The organism is Armatimonadota bacterium (assembly GCA_017993055.1).
Lineage (GTDB): Bacteria > Armatimonadota > UBA5829 > DTJY01 > DTJY01 > JAGONM01.
The window spans coordinates 1-17,130 of sequence record JAGONM010000023.1 but is presented as its reverse complement, the minus strand read 5'-3'; the positions used below and the strand labels follow the sequence as shown (position 1 = coordinate 17,130).

The 17,130-nt window shown below is 63.3% G+C and carries 19 protein-coding genes; 7 read left to right on the top strand and 12 right to left on the bottom strand.

What is annotated here, in order from left to right; genetic code table 11:
• From KBC96_09780 to arsB, 6 genes are all read right to left on the bottom strand, one after another.
• Complete coding sequence (locus KBC96_09780; protein MBP6964683.1) at positions 1–528, bottom strand: thioredoxin fold domain-containing protein; 528 nt, start codon at positions 526–528, stop codon at positions 1–3.
• A gap of 67 nt (positions 529–595) precedes the next feature.
• Positions 596–829, bottom strand: coding sequence for a TM0996/MTH895 family glutaredoxin-like protein (locus KBC96_09775; protein ID MBP6964682.1), 234 nt, complete (start codon positions 827–829; stop codon positions 596–598).
• A 107-nt stretch (positions 830–936) separates the two neighbouring features.
• On the bottom strand, positions 937–1,998 hold the full coding sequence (locus KBC96_09770) for a permease (protein ID MBP6964681.1): 1,062 nt from the start codon (positions 1,996–1,998) through the stop codon (positions 937–939).
• Entirely contained in the window at positions 1,991–2,863 is an 873-nt protein-coding gene (locus KBC96_09765) for an arsenite methyltransferase (GenBank protein MBP6964680.1), read from the bottom strand. The genes KBC96_09770 and KBC96_09765 overlap by 8 nt, the downstream gene beginning before the upstream one ends.
• Position 2,864: 1 nt before the next feature.
• Positions 2,865–3,191 (bottom strand): winged helix-turn-helix transcriptional regulator, encoded by a 327-nt coding sequence (locus tag KBC96_09760; protein MBP6964679.1) that lies wholly within the window; start codon positions 3,189–3,191, stop codon positions 2,865–2,867.
• A complete protein-coding gene (arsB, locus tag KBC96_09755) occupies positions 3,188–4,252 on the bottom strand; it encodes an ACR3 family arsenite efflux transporter (protein MBP6964678.1) in 1,065 nt (354 codons plus the stop codon). Before arsB ends, KBC96_09760 begins: the two co-directional genes overlap by 4 nt.
• 274 nt (positions 4,253–4,526) lie before the next feature.
• Here arsB and KBC96_09750 point away from each other — a divergent pair, with 274 nt between their 5' ends.
• Positions 4,527–5,636 carry a hypothetical protein gene (locus tag KBC96_09750; GenBank protein MBP6964677.1) on the top strand — a complete coding sequence of 370 codons (1,110 nt, stop codon included), beginning with the start codon at positions 4,527–4,529 and terminating at the stop codon, positions 5,634–5,636.
• Positions 5,637–5,681: 45 nt separating this feature from the next.
• Here the strand turns inward: KBC96_09750 and KBC96_09745 are convergent, their stop codons facing one another.
• From KBC96_09745 to nifS, 3 genes are all read right to left on the bottom strand, one after another.
• The gene (locus KBC96_09745; protein MBP6964676.1) at positions 5,682–6,440 is read right to left on the bottom strand and encodes a ribonuclease H-like domain-containing protein; all 759 of its coding nucleotides are present in this window, start codon (positions 6,438–6,440) and stop codon (positions 5,682–5,684) included.
• A gap of 128 nt (positions 6,441–6,568) precedes the next feature.
• A complete protein-coding gene (gene lexA, locus KBC96_09740; GenBank protein ID MBP6964675.1) occupies positions 6,569–7,393 on the bottom strand; it encodes a transcriptional repressor LexA in 825 nt (274 codons plus the stop codon).
• A 187-nt stretch (positions 7,394–7,580) separates the two neighbouring features.
• Positions 7,581–8,756 carry a cysteine desulfurase NifS gene (gene nifS, locus KBC96_09735; protein ID MBP6964674.1) on the bottom strand — a complete coding sequence of 392 codons (1,176 nt, stop codon included), beginning with the start codon at positions 8,754–8,756 and terminating at the stop codon, positions 7,581–7,583.
• A gap of 186 nt (positions 8,757–8,942) precedes the next feature.
• On the opposite strand from nifS, the gene KBC96_09730 reads away from it, so the two are divergent.
• The 4 genes from KBC96_09730 to KBC96_09715 all read left to right on the top strand — a co-directional run bounded on the left by KBC96_09730 (position 8,943) and on the right by KBC96_09715 (position 12,624).
• Complete coding sequence (locus tag KBC96_09730) at positions 8,943–9,365, top strand: NfeD family protein (GenBank protein ID MBP6964673.1); 423 nt, start codon at positions 8,943–8,945, stop codon at positions 9,363–9,365.
• 4 nt (positions 9,366–9,369) lie between these two features.
• Complete coding sequence (locus KBC96_09725) at positions 9,370–10,290, top strand: SPFH/Band 7/PHB domain protein (protein MBP6964672.1); 921 nt, start codon at positions 9,370–9,372, stop codon at positions 10,288–10,290.
• Between the two features lie 176 nt (positions 10,291–10,466).
• Entirely contained in the window at positions 10,467–11,480 is a 1,014-nt protein-coding gene (locus KBC96_09720) for a D-cysteine desulfhydrase family protein (protein MBP6964671.1), read from the top strand.
• Positions 11,481–11,517: 37 nt separating this feature from the next.
• Positions 11,518–12,624, top strand: a complete 1,107-nt coding sequence (locus KBC96_09715; GenBank protein ID MBP6964670.1) for a Nif3-like dinuclear metal center hexameric protein — start codon at positions 11,518–11,520, stop codon at positions 12,622–12,624.
• A 53-nt stretch (positions 12,625–12,677) separates the two neighbouring features.
• On the opposite strand, the gene KBC96_09710 is transcribed toward KBC96_09715, so the two are convergent.
• The gene (locus KBC96_09710; GenBank protein ID MBP6964669.1) at positions 12,678–13,487 is read right to left on the bottom strand and encodes a GNAT family N-acetyltransferase; all 810 of its coding nucleotides are present in this window, start codon (positions 13,485–13,487) and stop codon (positions 12,678–12,680) included.
• 15 nt (positions 13,488–13,502) lie between these two features.
• On the bottom strand, positions 13,503–16,049 hold the full coding sequence (locus KBC96_09705) for a hypothetical protein (protein ID MBP6964668.1): 2,547 nt from the start codon (positions 16,047–16,049) through the stop codon (positions 13,503–13,505).
• Positions 16,050–16,254: 205 nt separating this feature from the next.
• Here KBC96_09705 and KBC96_09700 point away from each other — a divergent pair, with 205 nt between their 5' ends.
• Positions 16,255–16,518 (top strand): ribbon-helix-helix protein, CopG family, encoded by a 264-nt coding sequence (locus tag KBC96_09700; protein MBP6964667.1) that lies wholly within the window; start codon positions 16,255–16,257, stop codon positions 16,516–16,518.
• Positions 16,502–16,903, top strand: coding sequence for a PIN domain-containing protein (locus KBC96_09695; protein ID MBP6964666.1), 402 nt, complete (start codon positions 16,502–16,504; stop codon positions 16,901–16,903). The genes KBC96_09700 and KBC96_09695 overlap by 17 nt, the downstream gene beginning before the upstream one ends.
• 7 nt (positions 16,904–16,910) lie before the next feature.
• On the opposite strand, the gene KBC96_09690 is transcribed toward KBC96_09695, so the two are convergent.
• On the bottom strand, positions 16,911–17,130 hold a 220-nt coding region (locus KBC96_09690; protein ID MBP6964665.1), incomplete at its 5' end, for a gfo/Idh/MocA family oxidoreductase.

The following is a 17,130-nucleotide window of genomic DNA, read 5'->3' as shown; positions in this document are numbered from 1 at the left end:
CTATAGCTTGATTCCGTGTTCGCCGAACGTGGCGACGATATCTTCTTTCGATATGAAGCCCATGTGGCGCGCGATCTCCTTGCCCGATGCATCGTAGAACACCTGGGTGGGGATGCCGACGACCCGGTACCTCCTGGCGGCTTCGGGGTCCTTGCCGGTGTCAATGACCTCCACCAGGAGGCTGCCCTTGTACTCAGAGCGCAGTTCCTCCAGCACCGGGACCATCATCTTGCACGGGACGCACTTCTCCGCCCCGAGGTCCACCAGTTTCGGCAGGCCCTTCGGTTTGGCGGCGGCCGCTTGCGGCTTCACGGGCTTCGCGGCCTCAGGTTTCTTGACGGAATCCTTGACGGCAGGTTCCGCTTTACTCGGCGCGGCCGCTTCGGTCTGAGTCTTCGAAGGCTCAGCAGGCGGCTGGGGCTTCTCGACGGCCGGAGAGGGAGTCGTCTCCTTGACCGCGGCGGTGTCGGGCGGAGCGGTCGTGCCGACCTGCTTCGCGCAGCCGGCAAACAACAGTGCCACTGCCATCAGAGCGATCGCGACCGGCATGCGGACTCTATTCATGGATGTGTTTCCTTTCTGCGGTTCGAGTCAGTCACTGCTTCAGCAACCTCGCGATCTCCTCGGGGCTGAGCAGCTTGCCGGCGGACTTCACCTCGCCGTCAACCGCGAGGGCCGGAGTCATCATGACGCCGAACTTCATGATCTCAGCCAGGTCGGTCACCTTCTCGATCTCGATGTCGAGACCGGCCTGCCGGATCGCTATCTCGGCGTTCTCCATGAGCGCCTTGCACTTCGGGCAGCCCGTGCCCAGAATCTGGATTCTCATTATACTATTCCTTTCGCGAGCCGGGTAGCACGTATTTGACGCGCAACCCCGTCGGGAGTTCACGTCTCGACGATTCGCCGATTACGAGTACGAGCGGGAGAAAGAGCCTAGAGCAACAGGTTGAACAGATACCCCACCAGGAGTATACCCATCGCTACTACACCTACGAACACCCCGATCAACCGGGGCTTCAGCACGCGCCGGATGATGACCACCTCGGGCAGCGAGAGCCCGATGACCGACATCATGAACGCCAGCGACGTCCCCAGCGCCGCGCCCTTCTCCATCAGCGCCTGGACGACCGGGATGATTCCCGCCGCGTTCGAGTACATCGGGACTCCGATGATCACCGCCAGCGGGACGCTCCACCAGACATCCTCGCCCATAAACGAGGCCATGAGCCCTTCCGGCACGTAGCCGTGAATCCCCGCGCCGACGGCGATCCCCGCGATCACGAACGGCCATACCCTGCCGACGATCTCACGCACGGCGTGGAGCCCGTACCCAACGCGGGCGTTCCACGTCAGGCCGGGTTCGTCCGCCCCTTGGCCCATCTTCACCTCGAAGACCCATTCCTCGATGTGCCGCTCCATCTTCAGCCGCCCGATCACCCATCCCGCCGTGATGGCGACGAACAGCCCGGTCGCCAGATAGAGACCCGCGACCCTCCAGCCGAACATCCCATAGAGCAGGACGAGCGCGACCTCGTTGATCATCGGCGCGGCGATCAGGAACGAGAAGGTCACTCCGAGCGGGATGCCCGCCTCCACGAACCCGATGAACAGCGGGCACGCCGAGCACGAGCAGAACGGCGTGACGATCCCGAGGCACGCGGCAAGGATGTTGCCGACGAACTCCCGCTTGCCCGCCAGGATGCTGCGGGTGCGTTCCGGTGTGAAGAACGATCTCACGATCCCGATGCCGAATACGACCAGCACGAGAAGCATCAGGACCTTCGGCACGTCGTAGAGAAAGAACGCTACGCTGCTGCCCAGATGACTATCGAGCGAGAGACCGAATACCCGAGACGTGATGAAATCCGCCGCGGGACGGAGCCATCGGTAGACGAGCGCCCACACGACGAGTCCGAGCGCCAGGACGGCGTAGAGGCGGCGTGCATCTAATCCAGCTTGTTCTGTCGGACCGTTCCGACACGTCGGACTATCCACAACAGCAGCAACCCCTCGGCTTCTCTGCCCGGACGAAAGCGCTCATGATCGAGCCGACCAGATCGGCGATCCCCTCCGGCCCAAGCTCCCTGATCACTTCGCCCGGCACGATGCCCTCGGCATCTTCGGCGGAGTAGGTCCGGGCGGTCTCGACGGTCGGAACGGCGAACCCTGCTTCGGCCAACTTTGACCTGTACTCATCAACGTGCAGAGCGCCCGCGACACAGCCCGCCCACAGCTCCAGGTGCTTCTGCAACTCGGCGGATATCGGCCTCGTCAGCACGATGTCGGCGACCGCGAACCGTCCGCCGGGCTTGAGGACCCGGTATGCTTCGCGCAACACCTGGTCCTTGTCGGTAGAGAGGTTGATCACGCAGTTGCTGATGATCACGTCCACCGAGCAGTCCGGGAGCGGGATGCTCTCGATCTCGCCTCTCAGGAACTCGACGTTCTCGACGCCGGCTTCCTTTTGGTTCTGTCGGGCGAGCGCGAGCATCTCGTCGGTCATGTCGAGCCCGTAAGCCTTGCCGGTCGGCCCGACGCGCTTCGCGGAGAGCAGGACATCAATCCCGCCGCCGCTCCCGAGGTCGAGCACGACCTCCCCGGGCTTCAGCTCGGCCAGCGCCAGTGGGTTCGCGCATCCCATCGAGGCCAGGAGCGCCTCGACCGGTATGCCCGCGACCTCCGCCTCGTCGTAGAGGTCCCGCGTGATCGCGTCCTTGCACGTGTCGCCGCAGCAGCTCGACTCCTTGCGCTCGCCGGCGTTCAAGGCAACCCGGCCGTATTTCTCTCTGACGTAGCCCTTGACGTCATCGTCGCAGCACGATGGTTCGGTCGGTCCGCAGCAGCATCGCTTCTCAGGCATATCAGCCTCCTATCTTGCACATCGCCATCTTCTGCTCCGCATCCGCGCGTATGACCGCATCTATGCAGCCGAGGAATTCGAGTATGCACGGACAGCAGAGCCGGTAGTACATCCACAGACCCTTCTTGCGGCCGGACACGATCCCCGCGTTCCTGAGCACCGACAGATGCTTCGAAACCGTGGACATATCCGAACCGACCAGCGCCTGAAGCTCGCAGACGCAGAGTTCGCCCTCCGCCAGCGCCTCGATCATCGCAAGCCTGCTCGGGTGGCCCATCGCCTTTATGACCTGCGCCTTGGCCTTGTAGAGTTCCTCGTCGTATGTCATCTGGCGACCTCGCAGATCGGCGCAAAGCATTTCCTGCGGAACAAGAACGCCACGTTGACCAGCCCTATCATCACCGGCACCTCGACCAGCGGCCCTATCACTGCCGCAAACGCCGCGCCCGAGTTGATGCCGAAGACCGCCACTGCCACCGCGATCGCCAGCTCGAAGTTGTTGCTTGCCGCCGTAAAAGCCAGGGTGGTCGTCTTGCCGTAGTCCGCCCCGATCTTCCGTCCCATGAAGAACGAGACCAGGAACATGATCACAAAATAGATCAGCAGAGGCACGGCTATCCTGAGCACGTCGAACGGCCGGGCGATGATCTTCTCGCCCTGGATGCTGAACATGACTATGATCGTGAACAGCAGCGCCACGAGCGTGATCGGGCTGACCCGCGGGATGAACTCGCGCTCGTACCACTCCCGCCCCTTCAGCCTGAGCAGGACGAACCGGGTCAGCATTCCCCCGATGAACGGCACGCCGAGGTAGATGAAGACGCTCCTGGCGATCTGCCCGATGCTGACGTGGACCGCGATGCCCTTCAGCCCGAACAGCGGCGGCAGGACGGTGATGAAGACATACGCGAAAACCGAGTAGAAGAGCACCTGGAAGATCGAGTTGAACGCCACCAGGCCGGCCGCGTACTCGCGGTCGCCGTCCGCCAGGTCGTTCCAGACGATCACCATCGCGATGCACCGAGCCAGGCCGATCATGATCAGCCCGACCATGTACTCCGGGTAGCCGCGCAGGAATGTGATCGCCAGCATGAACATCAGGATCGGGCCGATGACCCAGTTCTGGACCAGCGACAGCGCAAGTATGCGGAAGTCGCGGAATGCCTCGCCGAGCCGCTCGTACTTCACCTTGGCGAACGGAGGATACATCATCAGGATCAGTCCGATCGCGATCGGAATGTTCGTCGTTCCGACCTGGAACCGGTTGATGAACGGGACCACCCCGCTCACGAGGTATCCGAGCGAAACACCGACCGCCATCGCCAGGAATATCCACAGCGTGAGATAGCGGTCGAGAAAAGACAGCTTCTTGCCGATGTTCTCAGTCATCATCAGTCCTCCGGCGAAGTCCCTGGCGGCGCATCCGGCAAACTACTTGGTATTATAGCCAAATAGCCAAATAATGTCAAGGGTCCGTTTTCTGGCAGAGCGTGGCAGGCAGAGGTGGGTCAGCCCCTCGATATGGCTTCCAGAAAAGCCGACTCGGGGAGATCGGTTGGGGTGGTCCGCCAACACAATACCCGACTGATGTCGAGTAGCGAAGCGTATCGAGACACGGCACATGCCCTGCAGGAACACTCCCTCAACCGGCGAACAAGAGAGCATGAAAACAATCCTTGCCCTCACCATCATGCTCATCGCCGCGGACTGCTCGGCGGGATGGCTGCAGCAGGCCGAGATGTGCAACGGCTGGTACAAGCAGTGGACCGACGCCGCGATCTCGGACATGAAGGACGTTCCGTTCGTCATCGGCGTCCCTCTCGACAAGAAGATCATCGAGAAAGCCCACAAGCAGGGGACGAAGGTGCTCGCTTACGTCACCTTCTACCAGATGCCGCCGCACGAGTACCAGCGGGCGAACCTCGCCGAGCACCCTGACTGGAACGTCATCAAGCCCGACGGCTCGATCGGCATATCTTGCTTCGAGGGCACGGAGAACACCGGCTGGAAAACCGTCTGCCCGAATTCGCCCGCCTTCCGGGACTACGCGATCGCATACACGAAGTACATGATGGACCTCGGCGTGGACGGCCTGTTCATTGACAACGGCCACCCCGACGTCGAGTGCGTGGCCCCGAAGTTCAAGCGCCACCGGCACATCTACAGAGACAAGGACAACATCTACGCCTACCGCAAGCTCCTCGAAGCCGTGAGGTATCGTGTCAAGCGATATGGAGACGACAAGGTTGTCATAGTGAATGCCGGTTACCCGAACCAGGAGTGGGTCGGCGCGTGCGACGGGCAGATGCTGGAGTCGTACATCTGCACATGGGCATCGAAGACTCGGTGGCACGACGAGGCGACACTGCTCGGATGGCAGCGTCAGTGGGGCCCGCAGGCTGACAAGGGGCACACTCTAATCGCCCTCTCGTACATCGGCTATACGGAGAGCCCGCCGCGCGAGGATGCGTTCTACTGCTACTCGTGGGCGAGGCTATCGGGGTTCGTCTGGGCGGACTGGTTCTCGGCGAAGGACGCCGCGCGCGACCTCTACAAGCTCCGGCTCGGCAAGCCTCTCGGCCCGATGACGACCGGCGACGGCTTCTACATGCGCGAGTTCGAGAAGGGGATCGTCGTCGTCTCGAGCGAGTCCAAGGGTGCGCGGATCGCTCTTCCGAACGGCAGGTGGCGCGACGTCTTCGCGGGCAAGGACCTGGCGTCGAACGCGATCACCCTCGGCAAGAGCGTGGGGCGGGTGTACCTGCGGAAGTAACCGTCAGACCGGTCAGACGTGTCGGACTCGTCCGACCGCAGCCTCCTACACCAGCTTCGGCAGAAGCTCCGCCATCGTGATCAGATCGAGGGCGTTGTGGACGAAGATTCCTTCGAGCGGGGCGGCGTTGCCGGTTCGCACGAAGTTGTGGTAGATCTCCGGGATCAGTTGGCCGGGCGTGTCGCCGTATCTCCTGCGGCCGCAGAGATTCTCCTCCAGCGTCTGAAGCCGGCAGTCGGGCAGTTTTCCCTTCCACAAACGCCTCGCGGGCTGGAGCAGGTCCAGGTGCTCCTGCTCGAACTCGCGCCGTATGCGGTGGAAGACCATCCGGTCGCGCATATACGGCACGTCGAACGTCTTGCCGTTGTAGGTGACGATCATGCCGTAGTTCGACGCGACGTCGCCCAGGTGAGCGAGGAGCGCGCCCTCCTCGGAGTAGTCGCGCGCGAAGTACTGCTCGATCACGACCTCATCGCCCCGGGCGGCCAGTGTGCCGATCAGGAAGAGCGGGCAGTTCGCGAACCCGCAGGTCTCGATGTCGAGGAAGAGCACATCCTCCGGCGCGCGCCCGAGCTTCTCAACTTCGGCGACTGACACGACGACCGGCCCCGCGTCCTTCGGCAGCAGGGCTTCGGGTTTCCTCTCGCAGACGTACAGCTCGCCGTGCTCGTGCGCGTGGACCCGGCCGGGCAGGACGTCCTCCAGGGCGGCGATCCGCCGGGCGGGCCGATCGGTCGGCGGCCTGGGAGCGGGCCGCTCGATGTTCACGCGGGATAGTCTCTGCCTCAGTTCGGGATCGAGCATGGGAAAACCAAAGTGATTAGTGATGAGTGATGGGTAGATAGTAGAGAGTGAGCAGTTGGCGGTTGCGAATCGTGCCCGAATCCGGACTAATCACCATTCACTAATCACAAATGACAATTTTCCGGCTGCTAGAACTGCCGGATCGAGAGCGTCACCTTGCCGAGGACCTGCGCTTCGCGGGTGATGATCGGCTCGTAGGCGGGGTTCTCGGGCTGGAGGCGGACGCTGCCGCCGTCGTTGTAGAAGGTCTTGACGGTCGCCTCGTCGTCGAGCAGGGCGACCACGATGTCCCCGTTCACGGCGGTCTCCTGGCGGCGCGCGACGATGATGTCTCCGTGGAAGATGCCCGCGTTCATCATGCTGTCGCCGCGGACCTTCAGCGCGAAGTGTTCGCCGGACTGAGTCAGGTCGGCGGGAACGGTGAGGTAACTCTCGACGTTCTCGCTTGCGAGGAGCGGCATCCCCGCGGCGATCCGCCCGACGACCGGCACGGGCACGAACTTCGCCTGCCCGGGCGAGTACTCGCCGGGCACTTCGATACCTCGGTAGCCGTACTTCGACTTCGTGATACAGCCCTTCTGTTCGAGTGCTTCGAGGTGCTTGTGGACGGTGCGCGTCGAGCGTACGCCGATCTCCCGCGCGATCTCGCGCACGGTCGGCGACTCGCCGTTCCTGGCCATGTGCCGGCGGATCGCCTCCAGCACGTCTCTCTGTCTCTCCGTCAGCTCCTGCACCCGGAATCCTCCTGAAACCGTCTCGATTATATCACAAACGAAAGAGGAATGGAGCGGTGTCGGACGCCGACAGGTGCATTTCCCCAGAGCAGGTGCGCCTCTCGATATGCCACCAGAGTGTCCACTCGAGAAGATCGGTGTTCGGGTCCGCAGAGGGGACCAACCGCCTAGTGTCGAGTAGCCCTGAGTAGCCCTCAGGGCATATCGAGACACGGCCATGTCGCCACCCACTGAACTCGAATGCACCCGACACCGACAGCCCTGAGTGTCCGCTCTGGCGGATGTATCGAAGGGCGGCATGGCCGGCACGGAGGCACGGCCACTACGGGAGGCCGTCCTTCGATACACGCTCCGGAGAGCGCACTCAGGACTAGACGGCACCCACTACTCCAGCGCTCTGCCGCCATCACTCCATCTTCCCCGGCCCGTACATCGGCGACATCGCGCGGAGGCGTGCGACGATGCCCGAGAGGCCGTCCACGACCTTCTCGAGGTCCTCCCGCGTCGTCGCGAGGCCGAGGGTCAGCCTGATCGAGCCGTGCGCGAGTTCGTGCGGCAGGCCGATCCCCAGGAGCACGTGCGACGCCGACAGGTCGCCGGAGGTGCACGCCGACCCGCTCGAGACGCAGACGCCGAGCATGTCGAGCGAGAGGATCATGGACTCGCCCTCGATGCCCTGCACGCTCACGTTCACGTTGTTCGGGAGCCGCTTCGTCGGGTGGCCGTTCAGCCTCACGTTCTCAATCCTGGTCGTGAGCTGCTCGATCAGCCAGTCGCGGAGTCCGATGAGCCGCGCGGACTCCTCGGCCATCCCGGCCATCGCCATCTCCGCCGCCTTGCCGAGCCCCGCGATACCGGCGACGTTATGCGTCCCCGCGCGCTTCCGGTTCTCCTGGCCGCCCCCGTGCAGGTACGGCTGAATCCGGACTCCCTTGCGGATGTAGAGCGCCCCGATCCCCTTCGGCCCGTACATCTTGTGGGCCGAGAGCGAGAGGAGGTCCACGTTCAGCGCGTCCACGTTGATAGGGATTTTGCCGACCGACTGGGTCGCGTCCGTGTGGAAGATCACGCCCTTTTCCCGGGCTATCGCGCCTGTCTCGGCGATCGGCTCGATCGTGCCGATCTCGTTGTTCGCGTGCATTATGCTGATCAGGATCGTCTTGTCGGTGATCGCGCGCCGGACGGCCTCAGGGTCGACGAGGCCGAACTCGTCCACAGGAAGCACCGTCAACTCGAACCCGCGCTTCTCGAGGTACTCGCAGGTCTCGAGCACGGCGTGGTGCTCGATCGCGCACGTGATGATGTGGTTGCCCTTCTTCTCGTGCTGGAGAGCCGTGCCGATGACCGCCCAGTTGTCCGACTCGGTCGCGCCGCTGGTGAAGTAGACCTCCTTCGGGTCGGCGCCGATGAGTGAGGCCACCTTCTCGCGGGAAGCTTCCACTGCGGCTCCGGCCTCCCGTCCGAACGTGTAGAGCGTGGACGAGTTCGCGTACTGCTCGGTCAGGTAGGGCATCATATTCTCAAGCACGTCCGGGTGGAGCGGCGTGGTGGCTGCATGGTCGAGGTATATCAGTTTGCTCATGGTGTTCCTCCGTTAGTCTAGGCTACCCAGTATTGCCGGTTATGTCAACATGCTTTCGCCGAAACCTTCGGCGAAACCGCGGCTGCCGTGCCGCAAGGACAAGTTGCGGGGCGCGTCGAAGTATTGTTTGCAGTATGCAAATCCCGAGAGGATGGTGGTGCGGCAATGGCGTGGGAGAGCTGGTGGATGTGGATGATTCTCGCCGCGGTTCTGATCATCGGCGAGATGCTGACGGCCGGGTTCTTCCTGATGTGGTTCGGCATCGGGGCGGCTGTAGCGGGGCTGCTGGATCTCGCGGGCCTGGGGGTGGGCTGGCAGTTTGCCGCCTTCATCGTCGTGTCCGGCGCGCTGTTCGCGGTCTCCCGCAGGTTCGCCGAGCGGGTAACCCAGACGCAGCCGCCCGGGATCGGAGCGAACCGCCTGATCGGCAGGAAGGGAGTCGTCATCGAACCGATAGACAACATCAAGGCTTCGGGCCGGGTGACGATAGATCGCGAGGAGTGGAGGGCGCTCGGCGAGACGAACGACGCCATACCCGTTGACGCGACCGTCGAAGTCCTGGCGCTGGACGGCACGCGAGTCGTAGTCAGGCCATACAAGGAGGAGTAGCGGAATGGAACTCTTGCTGATCGTAACGGCGATCCTGTTGTTCATCATCGTCGGGATGGGGACGAAGATCATCAGGCCCTGGGAGCGCGGGCTGATAGAGCGGCTGGGCAAGTACCAGCGCACGGTGGACAGCGGTCTCACCATCATAATCCCCTTCATCGAGACCATGACCAAGGTTGACATGCGGGAGCAGGTCGTGGACGTCCCACCACAGGCCGTCATCACCAAGGACAACGTGGCCGTTGACGTGGACGCGGTGACCTACTACGAAGTCACCGACCCGGTCAAGGTTACCTACAACGTCGCCAACTTCTATCTGGCGGCTACCAAGCTGGCGCAGACGAACCTGAGGAACCTGATCGGCGACATGGCGCTCGACGAATCGCTGACCTCCAGGGAGATCATCAACACCAAGCTGCGCGAGATACTCGACGAGGCCACCGACAAGTGGGGTACCAAGGTCACCAGGGTGGAGCTTCAGCGGATCGAGCCGCCGACGGACGTGACCCAGGCGATGCACCGCCAGATGAAGGCCGAGCGCGAGAAGCGAGCGATGATCCTCGAGGCCGAGGGAAGCAGGCAGGCCGCCATCCTCTCGGCTGAGGGAAGCAGGCAGGCCGCGATACTGGAGGCCGAGGGCAAGGCGGAGGCGATCAAGAAGGTGGCGGACGCCGATCGGTACCAGAAGCTGACCGTCGCGGAAGGAGAGGCTCAGGCTATCGAAACGGTGTTCGGCTCGATCCACAAGGGCAACCCGACCAACGATCTGATCGCCATCAAGTACCTGGAGGCTCTGCCGAAGATGGCGAACGGGCAGGCGACCAAGATATTCCTGCCGTTCGAGTCGTCCGGCATTCTCGGCAGCATCGCCGGCATCGCGGAACTCCTCAAGGAGAAAGCCGCGCCCGAGAAGGACAAGCAGTAGGGGCGAAACATTGGCCCATCGGGTAGCACCTGGCGATCGGATCTGATGCCAATGGTTCGCCCGGAGTGCGAGTCAGTGTCGGTAGGGGCGACAGCATTGGCCCGTCGGATTGCGCCGGCGTCTCGGACCGGACGCCAATGCTTCGCCCACTCGAGTACGAGTAGGAGTACGATCCGATGAACATAGACAGCCTGCCGAGGGTGCGACTCGCGAGCCTGCCGACCGAACTGGAAGACGCCCCGTCCCTCGCGGCGGCGATCGGTGTCGGGCGCCTGCTCGTAAAGCGCGACGACAACACAGGCCTCGCGACCGGCGGGAACAAGGCCCGGAAGCTCGAGTTCCTGATGGCGGAGGCGCTCGATCAGGGCGCGGACATCGTGATCTCGTGCGGGGGCAACCAATCCAACCACGCGCGAATGACGGCCGCCGCCGCGCGGAAACTCGGCCTCGACTGCGTGCTCTTCCTGACGAACCCGATGCCGCACGAGTTCGAGGGCAACCTGCTCCTCGACACGATACTCGGCGCGCGGATGGTCTTCCTCGGCGACACGGGGATGGAACGACTGGCAGAGGCGATGGATGCCGAGGCGGATGCTCTCCGGTCGGCGGGACGGACGCCGTACGTCATCCCGATCGGCGGCTCGACGCCGGTCGGCGCGATGGGATACGTGACCGGCGTGAGTGAGCTTGCAGGGCAGTTGAGGAAGCTGGGGATCAGAAACCCGGACATCGTCTTCGCGGTGGGGTCTTGCGGGACGGCCGCCGGGATCGCGCTCGGATGCGAGATGTACCTTCCCGATGCCGGGCTCTTCGGCATATCGGTCAGCCAGGATGCCGCCGAGATCGTATCGCGGGTCGAGCGGATCGTCCCCGCCGCGGCGGAACTCATAGGGGCGAAGTTCTCCGGGACGACGCGTTTGACCGCCCACGACGAGTACATCGGCCGCGCGTACGCCGTCCCGACGCCCGAAGGCAAGGCGGCGATCCTGCTGGCGGCCCGTACCGAGGGGCTGATCCTCGATCCGGTCTACACCGGAAAGGCGATGGCGGGACTGATTGATCTTGCGCGCAAGGGTGTTGTCGGGAAGGGAAGGCCTGTGGTCTTCTGGCACACCGGCGGATCGTCGGGCCTCTTCGCACACGAGAAGCTCTTCCGCGACGATGCGCGGGAGCTTTCCGCTGATCTGTAGTTCCCATGGTGCTGATGGGACAAATGAGGAGACGCCCATGATCCTGAAAGACATCATCCCGATCCTGGAAGAGATCGCCCCGCCGCACTACGCGCAGGAGGGCGACTCGATCGGCCTGCAGATCGGCGATCCTGATGCCGACGTTAGCAGTATCGTCGTCTCGGTTGATGTGACCCCGGAGGTCGTCCGGGAGTGCGCGCGCCGGTCCGCCGACCTCCTCATCACGCACCATCCGCTCATCAGCCCGAACTGGCAGCCGCTCCCGAGCGTGCGGCTCGACGTGTACCCGCAGTCGCTCGTCTATCAGCTCATCAACTCGGGGATCGCCCTATATGTCATGCACACGAACTACGATTCGGCGGATGGCGGGATCAACGATACGCTCGCCGAGAAGCTGGGGGTGCTCGACGGCGAGGTCATGCTGCCGACATGGACCGACAAGCTGTTCAAGCTCGTGACCTTCGTCCCGGCGGATGCGCTCGATGCCGTTCGTGACGCGATCTCCGAGGCGGGAGCGGGTTGGATCGGCAAGTACTCGCATTGCACGTTCCAGACCCCCGGCGTCGGGACGTTCAAGCCGCTCGAGGGCGCGGAACCCTACGTCGGTAAGGTCGGCGAGTTGGAGAAGACGCCCGAGATCCGGCTCGAGACGATCGTCCCGGACGACCGCCTGCACGACGTGATCAGCGCGATGATCGCGGCTCATCCGTATGAAGAAGTCGCCTACGACGTCTACCCACTGAAGAACGAGGGGCGCACCCATGGGATCGGCCTCTGCGGAAGTCTTCGGAAGCCGACGACCTTCGGGGCGTTCTGCGAGATGCTCTGCAAGGTGCTGACCGTGCCGGACCCGCGGAAGGCGGGCGATCCGGATTCGAAAGTCGAGAAGGTCGCGATGCTCGGCGGTGGAGGCAGCAAGCGGATAGGCCTCGCGCACTCGATGGGCGCGGATGTCTACGTCACCGGCGACGTGAACCACCACCAGTTCCTCGAAGCGAAGGCGCTCGGGATCAATGTGATTGACGCCACTCACTTCTGGACCGAGCGCCCCGGCATGGTGGCCCTCGCGCCCAGGCTGAAAGACATCCTGTCGTCCGACGGGATCGCGGTCGAGTACGTGGACTACATCACACTGAGCGACTGATCCTTCCGCGAGCGCGGACACGGCTCTTGGTCCGAGCCTGGCAGGTTCGCGACTCAGAACCGCTTCGTCCAGTGGCGGTCGTTGTCGAACGTCTCGAACCCGGCGGAGTTGTAGAATGCCTTGCGGTTGTCGCCATACGACTCGACGAATGCCCGTTCCGCACCGATCGCCTTCAACCGCCGCAGCCCCTCGGTCAGCATCTCCCGGCCCAGGCCGAGCCTGCGGTGATCCGGATGCGTTGCGACCGGCTCGAACATGCCGATGTTGATCGCCGGATCGTACCACACCACGCAGAACGATGAGAGCGTGCCGTCACTGTGCCGTGTCATGATCTCCAGGTCGGGCCTGAAGAGCGGCGCCTTCTCCATGCTCGCGAACCCGGCGGAGACTTCCCTGGCCGGTCCGTGATCGAATCCCTCCGAGACCGCGTTCTGCCTGTCCAACTGATCCTCCACCTGGCATCCATCGGCGAAGGAGTAACCTTCCGGAAGCTGCGGAATGTAGTCCTTGTCCAAGTACTGGGCGTTGAAGTACTGACCGCCATCATCGCGCGGATATCCTCTCGACGCGAGCCGGTCGTTCAGGTGCTCGTAGCCCGGGCGGATCTGGAGGAAGGCGTCGTTCCCGCTCTTGTTGTGGCATACGGCCACGATGCGCCCGTCCTCTTCCCATATCCTGATGGACGTGTGCCAATGCGGCCAGCCGCCGCCCGCCGGCTCCATGTACATGGGGTTCACGAGGTACTCCGCGTACTCCCACTTCTGCGGCAGCCAGCAGCGCTGGATCTTAGTCCTGAGGTACATCTCCCTGAGGAAGTCCATTATCCTGTCGTAGTCGTCGGAGTAAGGTCTGGATGCAATCATGCGCCTGCCTCCATCCTACGGGATAATCGGCATCGGGCCCCACTGGTAGAGGTGGACCTGGAGCGGTGTGTAGTCCGCCGTGAACGAGCCGCCGGTGACGGGGATGCTCCCCCCTTCGAGCGGCAGGTTCAGCATCGAAGGCGCTCCGGCCGGCAGGGTGATCGTGGCAGTCTGAGCCTCGCCGGATACATTGACGGTGATCAGCAGACCCGACGCCCCGTTTCTGATCAGCCTGGTGTGGACCCAGCCGTTCGAGCACCCGTGGCCGCCTTCGATCGAGGGCAGACAGTAGAACGGCGTGAACGTCTTCAACTCCTGCACGAGCCGCCCGACCTCCGCCCATGCGTCGGGAATCGACGGGTAGTACGAGAAGTACAGGATCGCCTTCGAGTTGTGCGCCAGCGCCATGTAGGTCATGCAGCGCACCTCGGTCGGCGACGGGATGCCGTACCCTTCCGTCCCGCCGAAGCACTGGATTGCCGGCCAGACCGGGAAGTCCTGGCCGTGGATCTGGTGCAGGCGGTCAATGTGGTCGGTCATCGCCCAGATGTTCTGTCGGTGGAGCGGGTAGACGTCGGACATGGTGTAGTCGTCGCAGAACCGGTAGTTCCACAGCGAGTCCCACAGGAAGTGAGCCGTACCGATCGGCCTCGTCGGGTCGGCGGCGCGGACCTTCTCGTAGTAGTCGCGCTCATACTTCGGGGTGAGCCCGTGACCCTCCGGCTCGTCGTCGAGGTACCACGCGAGGATCGCCGGATGGTCCTTCCTCGCAAGCCACTCATCGGTGCCGTAGGGGATCGTCATCAGCCCGTCCGCCTGCAAGGAATCGAGCTGATCGGGCGTGACGGCGTAGATCACCGTGTTGAACCCCTTGGCGAGGACCTCCGGCCGGACGAGCGAATCCCACGCGTAGATGAAGATGCCGATCGGGAAGAACGGCTTGCCGCCCACGAGGCAGTTGCCCTGCTTGTCGAACTTGACGTATCGCTCCTGCCGCCCGATGATCTCGATATCACCCGGCTTGCGCGGTCGGATCACCCGGATGTTCCGCGCTCCTCTGCCCAGGTCTTCGCCTGAGATTGCGCCCACGATGCCGGTGATCTTGACATAGTCGCCGTGGTGGAGCGGGCGGACGTCCTCGACGATGCCCGGATCGGTGATGCGCACTCGAAGGCCCGTCGGCATGAACGCCTCATCCTCGGAAGTCGGGGTGGCGAACCAACCGTCGTTCGTGAGGCTGCCGTCGTCAATGTAGAAATCCCAGTTCGTGCCGTACATATCGTAGACCGTCGGGTCAACGACCTTGCCTATCACCGTCGCCAGCAGGCCGACGTTGTTCAGCGGGCCGAAGCTGTTCTCCGCCGGATTCCACGCCGAGACGCCCGCATTCCCCCAGGCGCTCATCGGCCATACGCCCTTGACCAGTGGCTCGGAGCCGCTCACCGTCAGTTCCATCGGACCGTACCATCCGCCGCCGACCTCCGAGCACTTCATGAGGAACGGCTCCAGGGGCGTGTTGCCGGTGCTCCGAACGGACACCGACTCGGCAATGATCTCGCGCTCCCCCGTGTGCCAGGTTCCCCTGGCCTCGGACGTATTGGCGATCCGACCGACGATGTCCACCCGGTCGCCCTCCTGAACCGGAGTCGCCGATCGCACCCGGATGCCCGCCGCGCGCTCGACTCCCTGCCCGTCGTCCTCGATGTAGAAGACCCCGCCCGATGTGCCGGCGGTCACCAGCTTGTCGGTGAGGCTGACCTTCGTGCCGCGATCGAGCAGCCGGGCCATCGCGATCGTATTCACCATGGTCGGCGTCTCGGGGTCCTCCTGGACGATGTTCACGTTGTCCACGATCATATCGCCGGAGCCGTCGCCGTCCTTCACTGAGGTAAAGCACGCGATGTTGGCGATCTGGCTGACCTGAGTCCCGGTCGTGCTCACGAGGAAGGGTACGCCGCCGGTCGGGGTGATCTCCGCGAGCGCGCCGCCTCTCGGGCCGAAGAACAGCTTGTAGGTCTTGGCGCTGACGTTTGCCTCGACGCGGACCGTATACCAGGTGTTCGCGGCATAGGTCAGAAGGAGCGGCGAGCGGACGTAGGTCTGGGTGCCGGTCTGATAGGTGATCGCGCCGGGGGCTCCGTTCGGCGAGTATGCGATATTGCCCTCGAAGGTGATCGAGGTCGCCCAGTTGGCGCCGGTGGTGGCGACGTCGCCGTTGGTGAGCCTCATGCCGAAGCCGGCGGTCGTCTGCCCGAGCATGACATCGAACTGAGCGGTGCAGCGTCCGTCAGTCACAGCGGCGAACGACGTAGTCCGAGAGATCGTGTTGCTCGTGACCACTCCCGCGCCGTTATCGTCGTGGATGACCATCCACTTGTTGCCGGCGGGAGTGCCTGCCTGCGTGAGGGCGCTAGTGCCGGCGACGGCCTTGGCGATCCTCCATCCGGTCGGTATCTGGCCGATGGTGGCGGCGTCGAAGTTATCCGCCAACAGCGTCGTCGGCGTGGACTGAGCTATGATGGGCAGACACAGGATGATGGCTGCCAGGATGAGATGCTTCATAACACCTGCTTCTTTCCGATGGGACTGCATCCCCGGCGAGGGGCCTCCTAGATCATTATACCGCAGAGAGATGAGTTCATGGTATCGTTTGGGCGCGAAATACGAATAAGGCAGGGCGATTCAGTGAATACCACTGCGAAAGGCTGGCATTGACAAGTCCCTTGCGATGTGTTAGCATATTACCAAAGTGTAAGCACGGAGGCCCATGATGGTCAGAACGCAGCTTCAGCTAACAGACGAGCTTGCGGCGAAGCTCAGGCGAATGGCAAAGAGGCAGAGGATGTCCATGGCGGAAGTCATGCGCCGGGTATTGGAGACGGCGCCTGAGAGCGAGGCTCTTCCTGATCGAGAAGAGTTGAAGAAGCGCGCTTTAGCGGCGGCCGGATCAGCGGATTTCGGCGCGCCGGACATCGCACGCCGACACGACGAATACTGGGCGGAGGATCTGGCGGATGAGCACCTTCATTGACACGTCAGCCTTCATTGCAGTATTGTCGCGCTCGGCGGATGAACATGCCTCAGCAGTCAGTACGTGGGAACGGCTGCTGGCGTCCGATGAACAGCTCGTCACTTCCAACTACGTTGTGGTGGAAACCTGTGCGCTGGCTCAGAAGCGGGCCGGAATGAGCGCCGTTCGCACGTTTCTTGATGACGTACTGCCTGTTGTACAGGTGCAGTGGGTCGATGTTGCCATGCACGCCGACGGCTCTCGCCGCGTGCTCTCGTCATCGCGACAGGGTCCGAACATCGTGGATTGCGTGAGTTTCGAGGTGATGCGGCAACTCGGCATCTCCAGCGCATTCACCTTCGATGAGCACTTCCGAAGAGGCGGATTCCGCGTACTCCCCGGGTAGCGGGAGATCAGGGAATACCGACCGGCAGCCCGGTGCGGACCGACTCCTCGATCGCTTCGATGACCCGCGTCACGACCAGGCCGTCTTCGCCGGTGACCATCGGCTCGGTGTCGGTGAGCACGCAGTCCACAAAATGCCGGATGCTGTCGGCCGCGAAGCCCTTCTGCTGACCGTAGATCGTCGGCAGGACGAGGAAGTCGGGGTACTCCGCTGAGGTCTGCGTGTAC

Coding starts and splice junctions, on each gene's coding strand:
- KBC96_09780 (MBP6964683.1), bottom strand. CDS start 528: ATGGCAGTGGCACTGTTGTTTGCCGGCTGCGCGAAGCAGGTCGGCACG.
- KBC96_09775 (MBP6964682.1), bottom strand. CDS start 829: ATGAGAATCCAGATTCTGGGCACGGGCTGCCCGAAGTGCAAGGCGCTC.
- KBC96_09765 (MBP6964680.1), bottom strand. CDS start 2,863: ATGCCTGAGAAGCGATGCTGCTGCGGACCGACCGAACCATCGTGCTGC.
- KBC96_09760 (MBP6964679.1), bottom strand. CDS start 3,191: ATGACATACGACGAGGAACTCTACAAGGCCAAGGCGCAGGTCATAAAG.
- arsB (MBP6964678.1), bottom strand. CDS start 4,252: ATGACTGAGAACATCGGCAAGAAGCTGTCTTTTCTCGACCGCTATCTC.
- KBC96_09750 (MBP6964677.1), top strand. CDS start 4,527: ATGAAAACAATCCTTGCCCTCACCATCATGCTCATCGCCGCGGACTGC.
- KBC96_09745 (MBP6964676.1), bottom strand. CDS start 6,440: ATGCTCGATCCCGAACTGAGGCAGAGACTATCCCGCGTGAACATCGAG.
- lexA (MBP6964675.1), bottom strand. CDS start 7,393: ATGGCCGTGTCTCGATATGCCCTGAGGGCTACTCAGGGCTACTCGACA.
- nifS (MBP6964674.1), bottom strand. CDS start 8,756: ATGAGCAAACTGATATACCTCGACCATGCAGCCACCACGCCGCTCCAC.
- KBC96_09730 (MBP6964673.1), top strand. CDS start 8,943: ATGTGGATGATTCTCGCCGCGGTTCTGATCATCGGCGAGATGCTGACG.
- KBC96_09725 (MBP6964672.1), top strand. CDS start 9,370: ATGGAACTCTTGCTGATCGTAACGGCGATCCTGTTGTTCATCATCGTC.
- KBC96_09720 (MBP6964671.1), top strand. CDS start 10,467: ATGAACATAGACAGCCTGCCGAGGGTGCGACTCGCGAGCCTGCCGACC.
- KBC96_09715 (MBP6964670.1), top strand. CDS start 11,518: ATGATCCTGAAAGACATCATCCCGATCCTGGAAGAGATCGCCCCGCCG.
- KBC96_09710 (MBP6964669.1), bottom strand. CDS start 13,487: ATGATTGCATCCAGACCTTACTCCGACGACTACGACAGGATAATGGAC.
- KBC96_09705 (MBP6964668.1), bottom strand. CDS start 16,049: ATGAAGCATCTCATCCTGGCAGCCATCATCCTGTGTCTGCCCATCATA.
- KBC96_09700 (MBP6964667.1), top strand. CDS start 16,255: ATGATGGTCAGAACGCAGCTTCAGCTAACAGACGAGCTTGCGGCGAAG.
- KBC96_09695 (MBP6964666.1), top strand. CDS start 16,502: ATGAGCACCTTCATTGACACGTCAGCCTTCATTGCAGTATTGTCGCGC.